At 70.0% G+C, this 16373-nt stretch carries 9 protein-coding genes; 4 read left to right on the top strand and 5 right to left on the bottom strand.

Annotated elements, in window-relative coordinates; genetic code table 11:
- Positions 1-59 precede the first annotated feature (59 nt).
- Both Manayef4_RS09200 and Manayef4_RS09195 read right to left on the bottom strand, forming a co-directional pair.
- On the bottom strand, positions 60-1946 hold the full coding sequence (locus Manayef4_RS09200) for a hypothetical protein (protein ID WP_023840851.1): 1887 nt from the start codon (positions 1944-1946) through the stop codon (positions 60-62).
- 308 nt (positions 1947-2254) lie between these two features.
- Positions 2255-2755, bottom strand: coding sequence for a hypothetical protein (locus Manayef4_RS09195; protein ID WP_011434828.1), 501 nt, complete (start codon positions 2753-2755; stop codon positions 2255-2257).
- Positions 2756-3110: 355 nt separating this feature from the next.
- Here Manayef4_RS09195 and Manayef4_RS09190 point away from each other — a divergent pair, with 355 nt between their 5' ends.
- Together Manayef4_RS09190 and Manayef4_RS09185 are read left to right on the top strand one after the other, a co-directional pair.
- A complete protein-coding gene (locus tag Manayef4_RS09190; protein WP_108913197.1) occupies positions 3111-4187 on the top strand; it encodes a non-ribosomal peptide synthetase in 1077 nt (358 codons plus the stop codon).
- Positions 4188-4236: 49 nt separating this feature from the next.
- A complete protein-coding gene (locus Manayef4_RS09185) occupies positions 4237-4428 on the top strand; it encodes a hypothetical protein (protein ID WP_011434831.1) in 192 nt (63 codons plus the stop codon).
- A gap of 43 nt (positions 4429-4471) precedes the next feature.
- Here Manayef4_RS09185 and Manayef4_RS09180 read toward each other — a convergent pair whose 3' ends face one another.
- Together Manayef4_RS09180 and Manayef4_RS09175 are read right to left on the bottom strand one after the other, a co-directional pair.
- A complete protein-coding gene (locus Manayef4_RS09180) occupies positions 4472-5233 on the bottom strand; it encodes a glucose 1-dehydrogenase (RefSeq protein ID WP_011434832.1) in 762 nt (253 codons plus the stop codon).
- Between the two features lie 264 nt (positions 5234-5497).
- Entirely contained in the window at positions 5498-9382 is a 3885-nt protein-coding gene (locus Manayef4_RS09175) for a diguanylate cyclase (RefSeq protein ID WP_254665549.1), read from the bottom strand.
- 1390 nt (positions 9383-10772) lie between these two features.
- On the opposite strand from Manayef4_RS09175, the gene Manayef4_RS09170 reads away from it, so the two are divergent.
- Both Manayef4_RS09170 and Manayef4_RS24105 read left to right on the top strand, forming a co-directional pair.
- The gene (locus Manayef4_RS09170; protein ID WP_070131311.1) at positions 10773-12458 is read left to right on the top strand and encodes an isovaleryl-CoA dehydrogenase; all 1686 of its coding nucleotides are present in this window, start codon (positions 10773-10775) and stop codon (positions 12456-12458) included.
- Between the two features lie 1358 nt (positions 12459-13816).
- Positions 13817-14662 (top strand): hypothetical protein, encoded by an 846-nt coding sequence (locus Manayef4_RS24105; RefSeq protein ID WP_023840846.1) that lies wholly within the window; start codon positions 13817-13819, stop codon positions 14660-14662.
- A gap of 524 nt (positions 14663-15186) precedes the next feature.
- Here Manayef4_RS24105 and Manayef4_RS09160 read toward each other — a convergent pair.
- Complete coding sequence (locus Manayef4_RS09160; RefSeq protein ID WP_070131310.1) at positions 15187-16176, bottom strand: hypothetical protein; 990 nt, start codon at positions 16174-16176, stop codon at positions 15187-15189.
- Positions 16177-16373 lie beyond the last annotated feature (197 nt).

Here is a 16373-nt window from a genome sequence, read left to right as displayed (position 1 = left end):
ACTCTTCCGGAGCGCGATTCCCGGCGGGCCTTCGGGCTTGTCCGGTGGACGACACGGGGTCACCGGTGGCGAGGCCAACGTCCGGCTTCCCGGCCTGGGAGCCACAGGTCGACCCCGCCGACCCGGCTGGGAGCCGCGCCGACGAGTTCGCGCAGCAGCGTGCGTAGCTCGGCGGTCCGCCGCGCCGGTCCCAGCACGACGGCGTCCGGGGCGAGCCGTTTGTAGGCCGCCCGCAGCCGCGGCGATCCCGACATGGCAGCGGCGGTCGTCGCGCCGTTGTCGATGTCGATGAGGGCGGACGTCAGCGCGTCCGGCGGGCTGTGGAACGCCGCCCGGCCATCGGGCCCGGGGACGGTGCAGTAGCAGCCGGGGATGACGAACCGGAAGTTCGCCCTGGCCTGCCACAGCATGGCCTCGGCGTTCTGGGGATGGGGAAAGGGGACGACGAGTGCGGTGGCACCCTGCGGAATCAGGGTCACCCCGTCACTGGTGAAGAACGCGGGCGTCGTCATCGACGTGGTGAGCATCGGGGCGGGGACGAGCGCCACCAGGGCCGCGAGTGTCAGCAGGCCGGCTCCCAGCCGGACGGTCCTGGTCCGGACCCGAGCGGGGATCTCCCGTCCGGGGTCCGGATCGGCGGGCACCGTCCGGTCCGACGCCAGCCGGTCAAGCCCGGTCGCCACCACGATGGCCGCRCACATCATCACGTATAACGCCAGGCGGGAGGGCAACACGTTGCCGAGTACCGGCACGTGCTGAAGGGGCAGCCACGGGAGGGGAACGCCGGTGTCCCGGCCGTCGACATGCAGGTGACCACCGAGTGAGAGCACGGCCATGACCACGCCGAGCGGAGCGAACACCCCGACCGGCGGAGGCCGGCGCGCGCCGCCCGTCGCGACGACGACCACGACGACCAGAACGATCAGTGGAGCGCCCAGGTAACCGCTGACCTCGACCGCGTTCCCCGTGAAACCGAGGCTGTGGCGCAGCGCGCCGTCCGGGGCGACGGCCTGCATGGGCGTCGGCGTGACGAAGGTCAGCAGATCCGTCACGGCGATTCCATCGGGTTGGATCGAGCCATGGATCCGCTGGGCACCCAGGAACTGGGTGCCCAGCGGCCAGGCGAGCGCGACCGCGGCGACCCCGCCGGCCGTGGCGAGGCCGGTCAGGGCCGGTCGTAGCCGCGATCGGATCCGATCGCGATGACGTACGGCGAGGATCACAAGGCCGAACGTGGCTGCCAGCGCGGATGTGGCGAGCAGCTCCTCGCCGATCAGCGCCTGGGCGATGATCGCCAGGCCGAGCAGGACGCCGGTGCGCCGCGGCCCCCGCCCGCGGACCACGAGATCGTCGAGGAGCAGCAGGAGAACCGGCGGGAACGGCGCGAAGGTCAGATGCAGATGACCGTAGGACGCGCCGATCATGTGCGGTCCGAAGCCGTACAGCAGGCCCGCCAGCGCCGCCGGTCCCGGACGTACCCATCGGCGCAGCACCCAGAACAGGGCGAATCCGCTGATCACGGGCGCCAGAGTCAGCAGCACCGTCAGCGTGGTCACGGGGCCGCCCAGCAGCGTGATCGGTGCGGCCAGCGCGCCCAGTAGGAGCACGGGTGTGCTCCACAGGACGTCGGCCCCGTCGGGGGCRTTGATGTGGTGCGTCAGGAACGGGTTGAGCCCGTCGGCGAGCGCGTGCGGCGTCCAGCCGAGGAACCAGGCGAACAGCATGGCGTCGTTGCCGCCGTAGGAGACGTTCCCGAGATTCCCCCACGCGGAGTGGAAGATGCCGATGGCCACCGCCAGGTATCCCACCGCGACCAACAGCGGCGGAGGAACCTGGATCCGCCAGGACCGGATCTCCGGCGCCGGGCGTGCACTGTGGCCGGGAGCATGATCGGTACCGTGACCGGAGATGCCTTCGGCGGCCCCAGCGGTTTCGGATTGCGTCACGACGGCCCCCCTCGTGTGCCCGTAGACCCCGATCCGCCCCCTGCGGACGGGATGTACGGGGCGTTCACGACCATAGTCGCCCTGATTGCCTCCGTAGCTACATAACGTGATGATTTGGCGGTATGGGGTGACGGTCCACCCGCGACACGGCACAGGGAGGGATACCCGCCGGGGGAGAGTTCCTCAGCCGGCTGCGGAAACCCTCGCCGGTTTTCCGGGACCGCGTTCGTTCCCGCGGGTCCGGCGGTTCCCGGTGCTGGGCTGTCCGGTGCTGGGCTGTCCGGGCCGTTCCGGTGCGGCGCGCGGTACTACCCGGCTGCCCGGTCCTGGCCGCGGGGCGTGGCGCTCGGATCCGCCCATTCCGCCACCAACGCGGCGTAGCTGCGATAGCGCGCAACRGCGTAGTCGTCGGAGACGACGCCGTCGCGGTCAAGCACGGCGACGGGATAGCCGCGCTCCGCGCGATAGCCCCGTTCACCGACGATGACCCGCCCCCCGAGCCGGACCACTCCGACGACGTACGGCAGGGAGGTCCAGCGGGGCGGGCGGGCGGCGGCCAGGATGCTCGGGTCCCGCCAGGCATACAGGCCGCAGGCGCAGTGCTCGTCCGGGACCCGTCCGTGGCCCGCGCCGGGCTCGCCGGGCTCGACGTCCCGGTCCGGCCGGCGGGTGCGCAGGCAATGTGCCTCGGTCATGCCGTCGGCGCGCCAGAGCAGCAACCCGGGTGGAAACGGCGACCACGGCGTCCAGGCAGGGCGTAGCTGGCCGCGCGCGTCCACCGCCCACTGCCGCCAGCCGAGCAGGCTCACCCGGGAACCGGTTCCAGGTCCGGTTCCGGCGCGGCCGGGACCGGGATGGTCAGCGGCTCGGAGTCGGGAAAGCTGATCGGCTCGTCTTCGACGATCCGTTCCGGTCTGCCCACATCACCCACACGTCTACGGTGAGCGCCCGATACCGAGCCGTCAATGCCCCCGGCGGGTAGCAGGCACCCCATCGGGGTACGGGCCCTCCCGCCGGGGGCGGGCCGACCGGCGGAACCAGGCGCAGCGCCGCAGGCCGCGACCACTGGTTCCCACGAACGCCTGGTCGGCGTGTCGATGATCTCCACCGGTGGTGTTCAATGTGCTCTTCGCCTAGTCCTGTGGGGTGATGTCGTTRCCGGGCATGTCTGCGGCCGATCCGTACCAGGTGGCCGCGGCCCTGCTGTGGGCCCGCGTCCTCGGTCTCGAGACCGTCGGTCTGCATGACGACTTCACCGATCTCGGCGGTGATGCGGCGACCGCCCAGGAGCTGGTGGCGACCCTGTGCGACGAGTTCGGGGTCCGGCTGCCGAGCTCCGTGGTCGCCCAGGCGCCGACGCCCGCCGCGTTCGCCGAGGTGTGGGCCGCCCGGCAGAGCGAGTCCGTCGGGCATCCCACCGTGATGCCGCTGACGCCCGACGGTTCCGGCACCCCGTTGTTCTGCTTCCCGGAGGCTGGTGGGCCGGCGATCGGTCTGCTCCCGTTCGCCCGGTACTTCGCGGGCGAACGGCGAGTCTACGGGATGCAGGCGCACGCCCTGGAACGGCGGGGCGTCCCCGACTGGTCGGTGTCGGCCGCCGCCCGGCGGCACGTGGGGGAGATCCGTCTTCTCCAGCCGACGGGTCCCTACCTGCTGGCCGGGCACTCCTTCGGCGGACTGATCGCGTTCGAGGCCGCGCAGGTCCTCCGGAAGGCGGGCCACGAGGTCGGCCTGCTGGCGTTGATCGACACCTATCTGCCGGGTACCTCGCGGCTGACCCGATCCGGGGCGATCGTGCCGACCAGTCAGTTGGAGGGAGCGCATCCGGACTCCCCAACACCGCCCGACGCCGGTCGGGGGATCGGCCCACTCGCCGCCGACGACGGGCCCACGCTGACCCCGCGGGTGGTGGTCGACCGCCTGCGCCAACTCGTCGAGCTGCCGCTCGCCGGCGTGGTCCGCTTCCGGGGGATGCACCAGTACGACGTCTTCTACAACCAGGGGCGCATTCTGACGATGACCTACCGCCCCCGCACCTACGATGGCCGGACGACGGTCTGGCTCGCCGACGACCACGACGAGATCGAGGCCTGGCGGGGCGTCCTGACCGGGCCCGCCGCGATCCGCCGGATCGGCGGGGACCACCGCGGCGTCCTGCGGGAACCGCTGGTCGCCGAGGTGGTGGCCGAGCTGCGCCACGAGCTGGCGACGGTGCCCGGCATCGACGGCCGCCGGGTCTGATCTCCTGCGGATCGCCATCTCCACGCCGCCCGCGGAGACGTTTGCCGCATTGCGGCGGCGCTACCCGCAGGTCGACCCCGAGCGACTCCTCCCGGTCGGGTGGGACGCGGCGCGTTCGTTGATCGCCGAATATCTTGCCGCCGGGATGAGTAAGTTCGTCGTTCATCCGGTCACGACACCCGGCGGATGGCCGGATTTCTTCGACGCCTTCGCCGCCGAACTCATGCCGCTCGAGACCTGATCGGCGGGCGTTTCTGGCGAGTCGGACGATATGGACGGAGGGCTCAGGTGATGGTGAAACCGCCGTCGACGGCAAGGGTCTGCCCGGTGACGAAACTGCCGGCGTCGGAGGCCAGGAAGAGCAGCGCCGCGGTCAGTTCCTCCGGTTCACCGAAGCGTCCGCCGAGGACCCTCGGCAACTGGGTCTCGAGGTACTCGGGCTGGTACGCGTCGGTCATCTCAGAGTGGAAGAAACCCGGCGCCAGCGCGTTCACCCGGATGCCGCGTCGGCCGGTCCATTGCTGGGCCAGATCGCGGGTGAGGCCGACGAGTGCGGCCTTGCTCGCCGCGTAGGCCGCCTGCGGCAGGCCGGCGGTCGTCAGACCGAGAACGCTGGAGATGTTAACGATGCTGCTGCCGGGTCGCATGACCCGCGCCGTCGCCTGCGCCATCCAGTAGCAGCCGCCCAGGTTGACGTCGATGACGGAGCGGAACTGTTGCGGGGTCTCCTTGAGCGCGGGGACGGCGGTGCCGATCCCGGCGTTGTTGACCAGGATGTCGACCCGGCCGAAGGTCTCCATCGCGGCGGCGACAAGGTGTTCGCAGGAGGCGGGGTCGGTGACGTCGGTGGCGACGGGCAGGGCGCGGCGGCCCTCCTTCTCCACGAACTCGGCGGTGGCGGTGAGCCGGTCGACCCGGCGGGCGCCCAGGGCCACGTCCGCGCCGGCCTCGGCCAGGCCCCGGGCGAAGTCCACCCCGAGACCAGAGGACGCCCCGGTGACGACGGCGACCCGACCGTCCAATCGGAAACGGTCCAATACGGACATAGAGTGCTCCTTCACGATAAGGCGGCTCGCGCCTGATCATGGATCCCATCCCGGGCCGGCGAGCGATCCGGGCTTCTCGCGCCGCCATCCTTGCAGGTCCCGGCGGCTGGCCCTACCAGGCTGCCGGCAAACGTGTTCCGGAACATGTGATCTGTGGGTCGGGGGGTACTGACGACGTGTCGGTTACTTCGACCTCACCGGCTGTGAAGCGCGACAATCCCGCGCACGTCGACAGGGCGACCGAGGGCCTCGGGAGAGCGGAGGTCATCGCGCCGCGGGGGAGATGGAGCGTCGGGCCCGGGCGCTCGTCTTCGCCTCGTACATGTCCGTATCGGCGTGCYGGACCACGCTCTCGGGACTGTGCGAGCCGGCGCCCCCGACGGCCTGCGAGGACGCCAGGCCGATCGTTGCTTTGACCACAAGGGTGTTGCCGGCCACGGTGAGGGGTGYYTCGACGAACTCGCGCACCCGCTGCTCGGTCTGGCGCATCGTCAGGGGGTCGGCCCCGGGCAGCACAATGACGAACTCGTCACCGCCGAGTCGGAACGCCTGCCCAGCATGTGCTTCCGGTCGGATCATCTCGGGACCGATCATCTCGGGACCGATCATCTCGGGACCGATCATCTCGGGATCGATCATCTCGGGATCGATCGTCTCGGGATCTATCAGCGCGGGACCGATCGGCTCGACCGGTCCCGCGCTGGCCACCGACGGGCCCGGGGCGAGGACGTCGGCCAACCGAGTGGCGACCGTGCACAGCACATCGTCGCCCACCTGGTGACCGAACGTGTCGTTGATCGGTTTGAAGTCATCCAGATCGATGAGTAGAACCGCGAACGGAGTCTGCTCCCGAGCCAGTTGATCGAGGAATTCGGTAAGCGCCGCCCTGTTCGGCAGGCCGGTCAACGGGTCGTGGGTGGCACGTTTCCGTAGCTGCTCCTGCAACTGACGACGTTCGCTGATCTCGTGGCAGGTGAGCAGGACACCACCGTCGAAGCAGCCCGGCCCGGACGCGGGCCGCCAGGCGCCGGCCTCGATGTCGAACCAGCGATGGTCGCCGTTAACCGTCTGCATGCGGACGTCCAGCAGGGACCCCGGTCCACCACGCTGCCGGTCCGCGAGGAAGGCCCGCGTCGCAGCCTGGTCCTCGGGATGGACCAGGTCGATGAGCGGCAGCCCGATCATGGCCTTGACCGGGTAGCCGAGCAGGCTTTCGACCGCCGAACTGATGAAGGTCGGCCGGCCCGCACGGTCCAGGTTGACGATGATGTCGTGCGACTCGTGCAGCAGGGTCTGCAGCCGCGCCCGGTCGCGCCGGACCGCCTGCTCTCCCCGGAAGATCATTTTTGTCAGGCCTGAGAACGTGACGGTCACAATGCCGAGCAGCAGCAGATCGCCGACGGCATGGTTGTCTCGCGGGTCGCGCGGCAGCGGGCCGTTCTGTTGCAGGATGAGGTATCCCCACGTGGGATGGCCGGGGATCGCGGCGGCGACGGCGACGTGACCGCCGCCGTTGCGCACCGTCACCTGCCGGCTCTGGCCTGGCTTGATTGACCGCAGCTCCGTGCCGTCAATCAGGGCGATCCCGACCGCGGACGGATCGTCGGACAGGGCGATGYGCCCGGCCTCGTCGACGATGACGATCCGGGTGTCCTCTCCGGTGCCGCTCGTCCCGGTACCCCCGCCGCCAAAAACGCGGACCATCTCGGCTCCCGGCATCCCGGCTCCCGGTCTACCCATGACCAGAAACGCGGCGCTGCGTCCGTCCCGCACGATCGGCACGATGCTGTACGCCCGAACCCGATCGCCCAGGTGGAAAACAGGGATGTTGATTCCGCTGGTGCGGGCGAGAGCCCAGATCCGGTCCCGTGGGGGGAACGGGATCGTTGCGCCGGTGGGTTGGACCGCCGTCGGCCTGCCGTCGAGATCGACCAGTGCCAGAACGGTGTCGGGGCCCGCGAGCGCCGATCGGGAGACCGACGCCAGCACCCGCTGGTCGACAGCGGGTTCGGTCAGCGACCAGGGAAGTCTGGAGATCGGGTCGATCAGGCGCACGGGTTGACCCAGGTCCGCGACATACTCGGCCAGACGGAGGACGAGGGAGTGGGTCTCGGCGGTGTGTTGGGCCTCGTCTCGCCGCCGGTTGGCATTCTCGATCTCCAGGGTGACCGCCGTGGCGGCCAGGATGACGGTCCCCAGCACGAGCAGTGGGATGGCTCGCCCCAGCTGCTCGCGCACGGTTGTCCGCCAGCGTCGAGGAGACAGCGGATGCCCGGTCCGGCCCGCGGGTGACGATCCGGATGCGCCTGGGGATCTGGGCGGGCCTGGGGATCTGGGCAAGGCTGGGAAGGACATCGAGCGCGGTCGGGTGACCGGGGATCGCGGCATGATCCGGTCGGTGGCGAGGAGCACAGACGCGGACGGTGCGGGCGCCTTGAGCGTGGTGGTCTCGGCCGCTGGGGGGTCCGCCATGGCATATCGTCCCGGACCAGCCTGCTTGGCCTTGTACATGGCCTCGTCGGCCGCGCGCAGCAGCCGCCCGGAATGGCTGGGCCGGCTGACGGCCAGCGCTACTCCGACGCTTGCGGCGACGCAGACCTCGTAGCCGTCGACGAGGATCGGTTCCCGTACCGCGCGGATGACCCGACCGGCCATGGTGCGAGCGGCGATTTCGTTCGCGCGCAGCAGCAGGACCCCGAACTCGTCGCCGCCGAATCTCCCGGCGACATCGTCGGGGCCCAGCAGTGTTCGGATCCGTCCACTGATGACCTGCAGCACCCGGTCGCCGGCCGCGTGGCCGAAGGTGTCGTTGACCGGCTTGAAGCTGTCGAGGTCGATGAACAGGACCGCGACGCCCCCAGCCGCGGCGAGGGCATCCTCTAGCTGCTCCTCGAAGGCGGTCCGGTTACACAGTCCGGTGAGTACGTCATGGCGCGCCTGATAGCCGAGCTGGTCCAACAACTGCTTCCGTTTACCGACCGCATGGCAGGTGATCAGCACTTCGCCGGATCCATCCCGGGTGGACAGGTGGCGGGTCGCGACGTCGAACCACCGGGATGTGCCGTTCGCCGCCGTCATCCGAATGTTGAGCAGGGACCCGGCAGCGGGGTTCTCGATCAATCGTACGAGCCGGTGGGCGTCGTCCGGGTGCACCAGATCCGCGACCTTGCGCCCGAGCCAGGTTTCCTGGGAATGGTCGAGTAACGGGACGATCGCGGGRCTGATGAACGTGAGTCGTCCAGTGAGGTCGGTTGTCAGCACGATGTCATGGGCCGCCGCGAACAACGCGCACAGCCCGGCCCGGGAGCGCCGAGCCGCCGTCTCTCGCAGCAGGCCGACGAAGACGATGCTCAGGACCGACGTCAGCGCGAAGGCCAGCAACGTCAGATTCCGTTGGTTCCGTCGGGCCCGGAGGTCGGCGTTCAGCGAGTCCGTGGCCTGCCGGAAGTAGGTCAGGTACCCCGTCGTCGGCTGCACCGCCGTGATGTTCGTGATCCTCCTGCCGTTCTCGGTCGTCTCCCAGATCCGCGCACCACCACGCTGGGCGTGGGAGCGGGAGAGATCGGCGGTCGAGAGGACCTGCCGACCCAGCATGCCCGGCTCGGTGGATGCGATCGGTACCCCGTCCGGGCCGACCGTCGACATGCTGCCCCGGCCGACCCCGAGCAGGGCCGTGATCCAGTTGGTGAACTGGAGGTTGGACTCTTCGGTGGACACGGCGACCAGGACGGCCCAGGGCCGCGGACGGCCGACGGGAACCACCGTTGCTCTGACGCGGCCATCGTGGAGGGCGAAGACGGGGGACACCGCGGGAACCCCGGACCAGGCAGCGGACCAGGCCTGCCCCAGGTCGGCGGGGACTATGGAGTTCCCCCGTGGATAGGAGGCCGTGGTATGGCCCGCGGTGTCGAGCAGCGCAACCACCCGGATGACATCGCCGGAGTGAGCGATCTGGAGCTGCGGGAGCAGGGCTTCGTTTCCCAGGGGGTCACCGGGCTGGAAGGGCGTCCGATCGGTCGCGGACTGCATCGCCGCCGGGTTATMGACGATCGCCGCCCACTGCGCGAGCCGCTTGACCAGCTGGGAACGTTCGTTGAGGCGGTCGATCTTCTCCCGGCTCAGCAGATCGGAGCCCGTCCAGATTGCCATGGTACCGAGGACCGCAACCGTGRGTAGTCCGACGATCAGYGGGTGGATGAATCGCCGCCGGAGTCGCGATCCGGCCCGGGCCGCCGAGGTTCTGATTGCGGCCGTGACTCGCCCGGGCGCTTGCCGCCCACCGATTCGGCCACCTCTGATCATCTATATGCCCCGTCCGACAACCGTGCCCGGACTCGACGGATCTTACCGTGAGTGAAGACTTTCTGTTTTCCGTGCCGTCGAATCATCCCGGTAGTGGGTGAGCATACGAGTATCTGTGCCACGAGTTTCACCGGCCGCCGCCCGTGACAGAACTCCACCGCTTGTGCCGACACGGACCGGCGTATTGGGCTGGGTGACCCGGCGCGTTCGCGGGATGGAGGAGATTGCCGAGCGAGAATGATTYGACTACTAGAGGTGTCGCTCTGAATACTTTAAGGCTTGGATGGTCGGTCGATGGGCGGCATCAACTCGACTACGGGTTACTGCGTATAACGCTATGTATAGCACTGGGTGCTGTTGGTTGGAGCTGGGGAGCTGTGATGTTGGTACCGCCCGCGACCGGTCCCCGCATGCTTCTCGTTCCCTTCGGCGTTATCCAATACTCTCCGTAACACCCGGCCGGTCTAGCCCGATCGAGTATCGCGGAAGATGATCATCTGCTCACCRCGTGCGTTGCTCGAGCCGGCGGGGCTTCGTGGCAGYGGGACCGCCGGGTGAATAAGAGCGCGTGACCGTCCCTGCCTGCCCGCCGGCTCCTCGTCGAGGCGTCGGCGAGGGCGCGGGGCGGCTTGGTCGAGCAGTGTGTCGGCTGCTTCCGATCCGTTCCGCCGGTGGCTGGCTTAACGGGAAACGGCATTCTAGCCCGGACGGCGGTCCGGAGATTCACCGCGCCTCGGGTGGGCCGGAGCGTGCGGATTTCTTCGCCCGGACGTGGCCACCGGTCGATTTACCTGGTTCTCGATCCGGCCTAGTGCCCGGACGTCAGGGCGCGACGACATCGTCCCGGCGTTGGATGCCGAATGTGTAAAAATCTTTGGGCGCAATAGCCGGACGCCGGCCGGGAACAGCCCACCTGTTCGGGGCCGGCGGCAGGGATCTTTTCTGGTCCGCCGTGGGCCTTCGCCGCGGGAGCGGATCCTCTTCGGCGCGGCCGTGATCCGCACGGCCCCGCCGGGTACACGGCCCGTGGATCCGGCGAGAGYGCGCGATGCGACTGGTCCGACGCGGCCAGGAGTGGCACGCTTCATACCAGTGYCGACGGGCCGTGCTCGGACGCGGCTCGGCTCATGTGCGGCACTGTCGATGTGCGGCCCGGCCGAGGCCGATGTGCGGCACTGTCGAGGCCGATGTGCGGCACTGTCGAGGCCGATGTGCGGCCCGGCCGAGAGGAGGGCCGGTGATCTCGCCGACCACCGTCAACCGGACAACGGCGGTTCCCGGGACGTGTTCGTCCCGGACCCATGAGGTGACGAACCAGCCTCCGCCCCTCGTGGGGCACGATGCGGCGGCCGAYCCGGCGCTGCTGGCGGCCCTCGCGCGGGAGGGGGCCGGCTGGCATATGGACGATCTGCACCGACTCGGTCGGTTGGCCGGCAGCGAGGAGGCCGCCCGCCAGGCCGACGAGGCGAACAGGTTCCCGCCGCAACTGCGCACTCATGATCGTTACGGGTTTCGCGTTGACGAGGTGGACTTCCATCCCTCCTGGCATGCCCTGATGGAGGTCGCGGTACGGGAGGGCTTGGCCGGGGCGCCGTGGGCCGACCCGCGTCCCGGCGCCCATGTCGCCCGCGCCGCGGACATCCTGGTCTGGGGCACCGTCGAGCAGGGCCATCTGTGCCCGGTGTCGATGACCTACGCCGTGGTGCCGGCGCTGCGCGCCGCCCCGGAGCTCGCCGCCCGCTACGAACCGTTGCTGACCAGCCGCGTCTACGATCCGGGTCTGCGCCCACCCGAGGGCAAGGCCGGCCTGCTGGCGGGCATGGGCATGACGGAGAAGCAGGGTGGCTCGGACGTCCGTGCCAACACGACGACGGCGACRCCGGCGGGCGACGGGACCTATCGGCTGCGGGGGCACAAGTGGTTCACCAGCGCCCCGATGAACGACGTCTTCCTGGTCTTGGCCCAGGCCCCCGGTGGCCTGTCCTGCTTCTGGGTGCCACGGGTGCTTCCGGACGGCGTCCGCAACACCTTTCGCATCGCGCGGCTGAAGGACAAGCTCGGTAATCGCAGTAACGCCAGCGGCGAGCCGGAGTTCGACGACACGGTCGGTTGGCTGGTCGGCGAGGAGGGCGCAGGGGTCCGGGCCATCATCGAGATGGTGGCGATGACCCGGCTCGACTCCAGCCTCGGCTCGGCGGCGGGGATGCGTGCGGCCGTCATGGCGGCAGCCCACCACGTGCGTCACCGACGCGCGTTCGGGAGACCGCTCATCGATGCTCCGTTGATGCGCAATGTGCTCGCCGATCTCGCCCTGGAGTCCGAGGCCGCGACGACCCTGGTGCTCCGGGTGGCGGGCGCGGTCGACCGGGCGGCCCGTGGCGATCGTCAGGAACAGGCGTTCGGACGGTTGGCGATCGCCGTCGCGAAGTACTGGGTGTGCAAGCGTTCCCCGGCGCTGGCCGCCGAGGCGCTCGAATGCCTGGGGGGCAACGGCTACGTGGAGGAGTCCGGGATGCCGAGGCTCTACCGCGAGGCGCCGCTGAACGGCATCTGGGAGGGCTCGGGCAACGTCAACGCGCTCGACGTGCTGCGCGCGCTCACCCGGGAACCGGCCAGCTTCGCCGCCTTCGCCACGGAGATCGACGCGGCGCGTGGCGCGGACCGCAGGCTGGACGCGGCCTGGGCCCGGTTGCGCGCTGTCCTGGACCGGTCCAAGGACGCGGAGTTCGCCGCCCGGCGCATCGTTGAGCGACTTGCCGTCGTCCTKCAGGGCTCCTTGCTGGTGCGCTACRCCCCGAGCGCCGTGGCMGACGCGTTCTGYGCCACGAGAGTCGCCGGTGAGGGGGGACTGGCCTTCGGTACCCTGCCCGATGCCGCTGATGTGCCAAATATTCTCGGCAGAATTCCACCGATGGGCGCCTGAGATGATTCGCTCGGTGTTTCCTGACCTTGGCGGATAGGTACTAGAAACTCTCCGTAATCAATGCTGCGCCATCGGGTGGGGGATGTGCCCCTAGGGTGGAGACTGACTGCGCCCTGGAGGGTTCCATGGTGTTCTTCTGCTTGGCTGTCGCCGGGCTGATATTGATCGCGGGCGCGCTCGGCCTGGTGCGGGGACGCGCGGAATGGGCGTGGATCCCCAACCGCCGTACGGCCGGCGCGGTTGCCGGTGCGGGATCCGCGGCGCTCGTCGCTTTCGGGCTGCTCGCATCCCGAGGAGTCGGGGTCGGCGACGGCAACGATCCGGACCTGCCCGTGAGCCAGGCTGTCCTGCCCGCACCGACTCCCCCATCACCGTCCACGCCAGCATCGCCACTTTCAGTGCTATCCGCGACGTCCGTCGAGCCCGGGTCCACGTTGCCCGCGGACACCGACGCGGATCGGGACCTGGCTGCGGACAGGGCCGCACGTCGTCCGGCGCCGTCCGATGACCGCGGCGGACCCCAGCAGTCGCGTCCTCCCACATGGGACACCTGGCCGCCGTGGGCGTCGCCCGCGGACAGCCGGTCGTCGGGGACGTTGCAGCTAGGGACGTTGCCGGTGGAGACGTCGCCGGCRCCGACGCTGCCGTCTGCTACGTCCTCGCCGGGGACGTCGCCGGCGGGGACGTCGCCGCCGGGAACCCGGCCGACGGGAACCCCGCCGCCGGCGCATGGTCGGCCCGACACCCGCCCGGACGACCGGGGAACCGCCGGGGACGACCGGGGAACCGCCGGGGACGACCGGGGAACCGCCGGGGACGACCGGGGAACCGCCGGGGACGACCGGGGAACCGCTGGCGGTCGCGGAACCGCCGGTCAGAAGTCCGACGGGCGCGACCATGCCGGGCGCGACCATGCCGGGTCCGACCGACATGCCGGGTCCGACCGAGGAGCCGAGAGCGCGGCCCCGACACCACGCGACGGCGGTCGCCCCTCACCCGGATCACCTGGATCGAGTGATACGGGTCGTGGCGCGGGGGCATCGCGGCAACCGAGGGAACCGGGGGATCGGTCCGTCTCTAGGCCGGCGAGTGGACCGTCGGCGAGCGGGGCGGGGTCGCCGTCCGCTCCGCCGCGCACGAACGAGGGCTCGCCCAGGGCGACCGGGCAGCCGGTCGGCTCGGCCCGGCCGGCTGTCGCCGCCGGGCCGGCGGACGGATGATCGTTCTCGCTCGAGGTTGTCGGCTGCCGCGCTTTTCCGGGTACACGGAGGGCGACACGACGTTCTGGTATTCGTCTCGTTACTTTCAGTGAGTTACGGTTCGGGTTCTCGTGCTGATGCTGAGACCTGGGGGCCCCGATGGCGGCGGTTGCGATGATCATCGCTCTGCTTGCGGTGATGGTGATGCTGATCGGTGTCACAGGCATCCTGCGTGGGCGGGTCGGCTGGGCCGGAATTCTGGACCGGCGGCGAAGCGGCGCGGTCGCGGCGGCTGGATTCACGGTCGCGGTCATCGCCTTCGGGCTCGCCGCGCCCGGCGGGCCCACCCCGGGCGACGTGCTGATCCAGGCCGATCGACCGTCGTCCGATCGGCTCGTCCGGGCCAGGACTGATGACGATCGGGACGACGACCGGTGGGCGGGCCGCCGCGAGCAGAGCCGATCGTCCTTCCCCACCCGGTCCACCTACCCCGACCCCGTCCACCCCGTTCCCGGCGTCCCGGGAACGGACGGAGCACGGACGTTGCCACGCCTCGTCGCCCCTTCAGGCGATCCGGATTCCGCCGGGGGCCCGACCGCACCTTTCGTCGAATCACGGCCCCCGTCTTCGCCCACGCGCCCGCCGTCGGCCGACGGCGGGCGGCGGGTGTCATTGGTTCCACCCGTCGCATCGGATCGGGCGGATGCCTTCGGACCCGATCCGGGGGACAGGAGACTGCTCCCTTCGGTGCCCAGCCGCCGGACCGCGCCGCGTCCGTCGTCGAACCCGTCGGAAGCGCGGCCGTCCGGCGGACTGCTCCCCGCGCCCGCGGGCGGGTCGGTCGATCCCGGACCGCCCGCACAGGCCGGTCCGACGGGGGGCGGCAGGGCGGACGGCCGGGGCGACGACTGCGGCCCGGCGACGGCTCCCGGACCGATTGTGGTGATTCCCGATCTGTTCGGCTCCAAGCAACAGGCTGATGCCGCGATGTGCGCGGATCCCTGAGCGGGTCCGGCGTTTCAACCCGCCGGTGTGGGACCGGCGCGGCTGGCCGCGACCAAGGCGACGACCGAGGGGCGAGCCGAAGCACTTTTGTCTCCACCGGCCCGGTTCGCATTGTCGCCTACCCGATAATGTACCGCCGTGCCTATTCCTTATCCCGTTCTCGCTCAGGCGACACCGCCGCCGCTGCCGATCGCCTCGAACACTGCCCTACAGAAATCCGTAAATCTTAACCCGTCGAATGAACTGCATTATTCCAACATCTTGTCGCCGTTGGTTGTTCTGATTATGGTTGTTGCTGGCCTGCTGCTGCTGCATGGACTCCGCGCCGGTGTGCGTCCCTGGGCTCGACGCCGCGTCCTCACGGCCGGGGTCCTCACGGCCGGCGGTGTTGTGGCCAGGGCTGTTGTGGCCAGGGCTGGCATGGCTGATCGGGCGCCGTGCGCCGGTATCCCGGTGGAAGGCCCCGGCGCCGGGGGCGTGCCGGCAGATGACGTCGTGACCGCCCCCGGACGTCAACGACGCGATCAGAGCGGGGACCACTCCTGGGCCTGGATGACGAGTCCGGACCAGTCCGCGCCCTGGCTGCGGGCGCGTTCGGCGAGAAAGAGGATTCCGTTCGACAGCCAGCTGCTCGGCCGCACGGCGGATGCGGCGAGCGCTCTGGTCGCGAGGATCTCGGCCTTGTCCAGCTCGCGTGCGCGCATCGCCGCGGATGCCTGGTAAAGGCGGACGGCGGCGAGAGCACCGGACGCCCGGGAACGGTCGAACAGTTCGGCTGCCTCGCTCAGCCGCTCATTTCCCTCGTCCAATGCGCCGGCGGCRACGAGTGCCGCACCGCCGAATGTCGGCAGATACCCAGGATGGATACCGTCCAGGCTGTAACCCACCGCACCTGCCGGGAGCTTTGCCGCGACCGATCCCGCTGAGCGCAGCACGGCGACGATATCGTCGGTAGGCAGGTGGCACGCGGCCATGATGTGCGCCTCGGTGGTCATCGCCAGGACCGCGGTGTGCGCGTGTGGTGCCGTGGCCTGGGCCGCCCGCGCCAGCGCCAACCCGTCGCGGGTGCTCTGGAAGGAATAAGCGGCGAGTTCAGCCAACACGRCTCCGGCGTGGGCGGCGGTCGTCGCGTCTCCTACATGTTTCGCGAGGACGAGCRCCGCCCGCGCCGAGACTGTGGCCGGCCTGGCCATGCCGTTGTCACCCTGTGCCACGGAGGTCATGAGAAGAATCCGGCCATGCGCTCGTATCCAGTCCCGGCGCAGGGCTGAGCCCAACCGCCATCGGCCGATCGTCCGCGCATGGTGCTCCAGCGTCGCGAGGCGCTCGACCAAGTCGGCCGGCGCGGTGGTCTCCCAGCGGCGGGCGAGGGACTCCAGACCGGCCTCGACCTGGTGTAGCGCTGCGCGGCTGTCCATCGCCGAGGATGTCATGTCGACCGCCTCGGCGGCTCCGAGGACACCGAGTAGCGCGCTCGTGGTAAGGATCGTTCGGCGGTCCGTCGATGCGTCCATGTGGTACTCCTGACGATCGCGACCTGGCGGACTGGGCACATGTCCGGCGTATGCGCACGCGCAACCATTGCTGTTCTCCGCCCGAGGGTCTCGACACAGTAAGGTCACGGTAACCGGGTACGGGGCGCTATGTCGCCGCCGCGGGTTAAGGTTTGGACTTTTTTCGCTGGTTCGCCCTTCCGTACCGGACGCGTGCG

This window comes from Frankia sp. CgMI4 (assembly GCF_001756285.1).
GTDB classification, from domain to species: Bacteria; Actinomycetota; Actinomycetes; order Frankiales; family Frankiaceae; genus Frankia; species Frankia casuarinae.
Note: the sequence above shows the minus strand (reverse complement) of the source record. Positions and strands in the feature narration are given on the sequence as shown.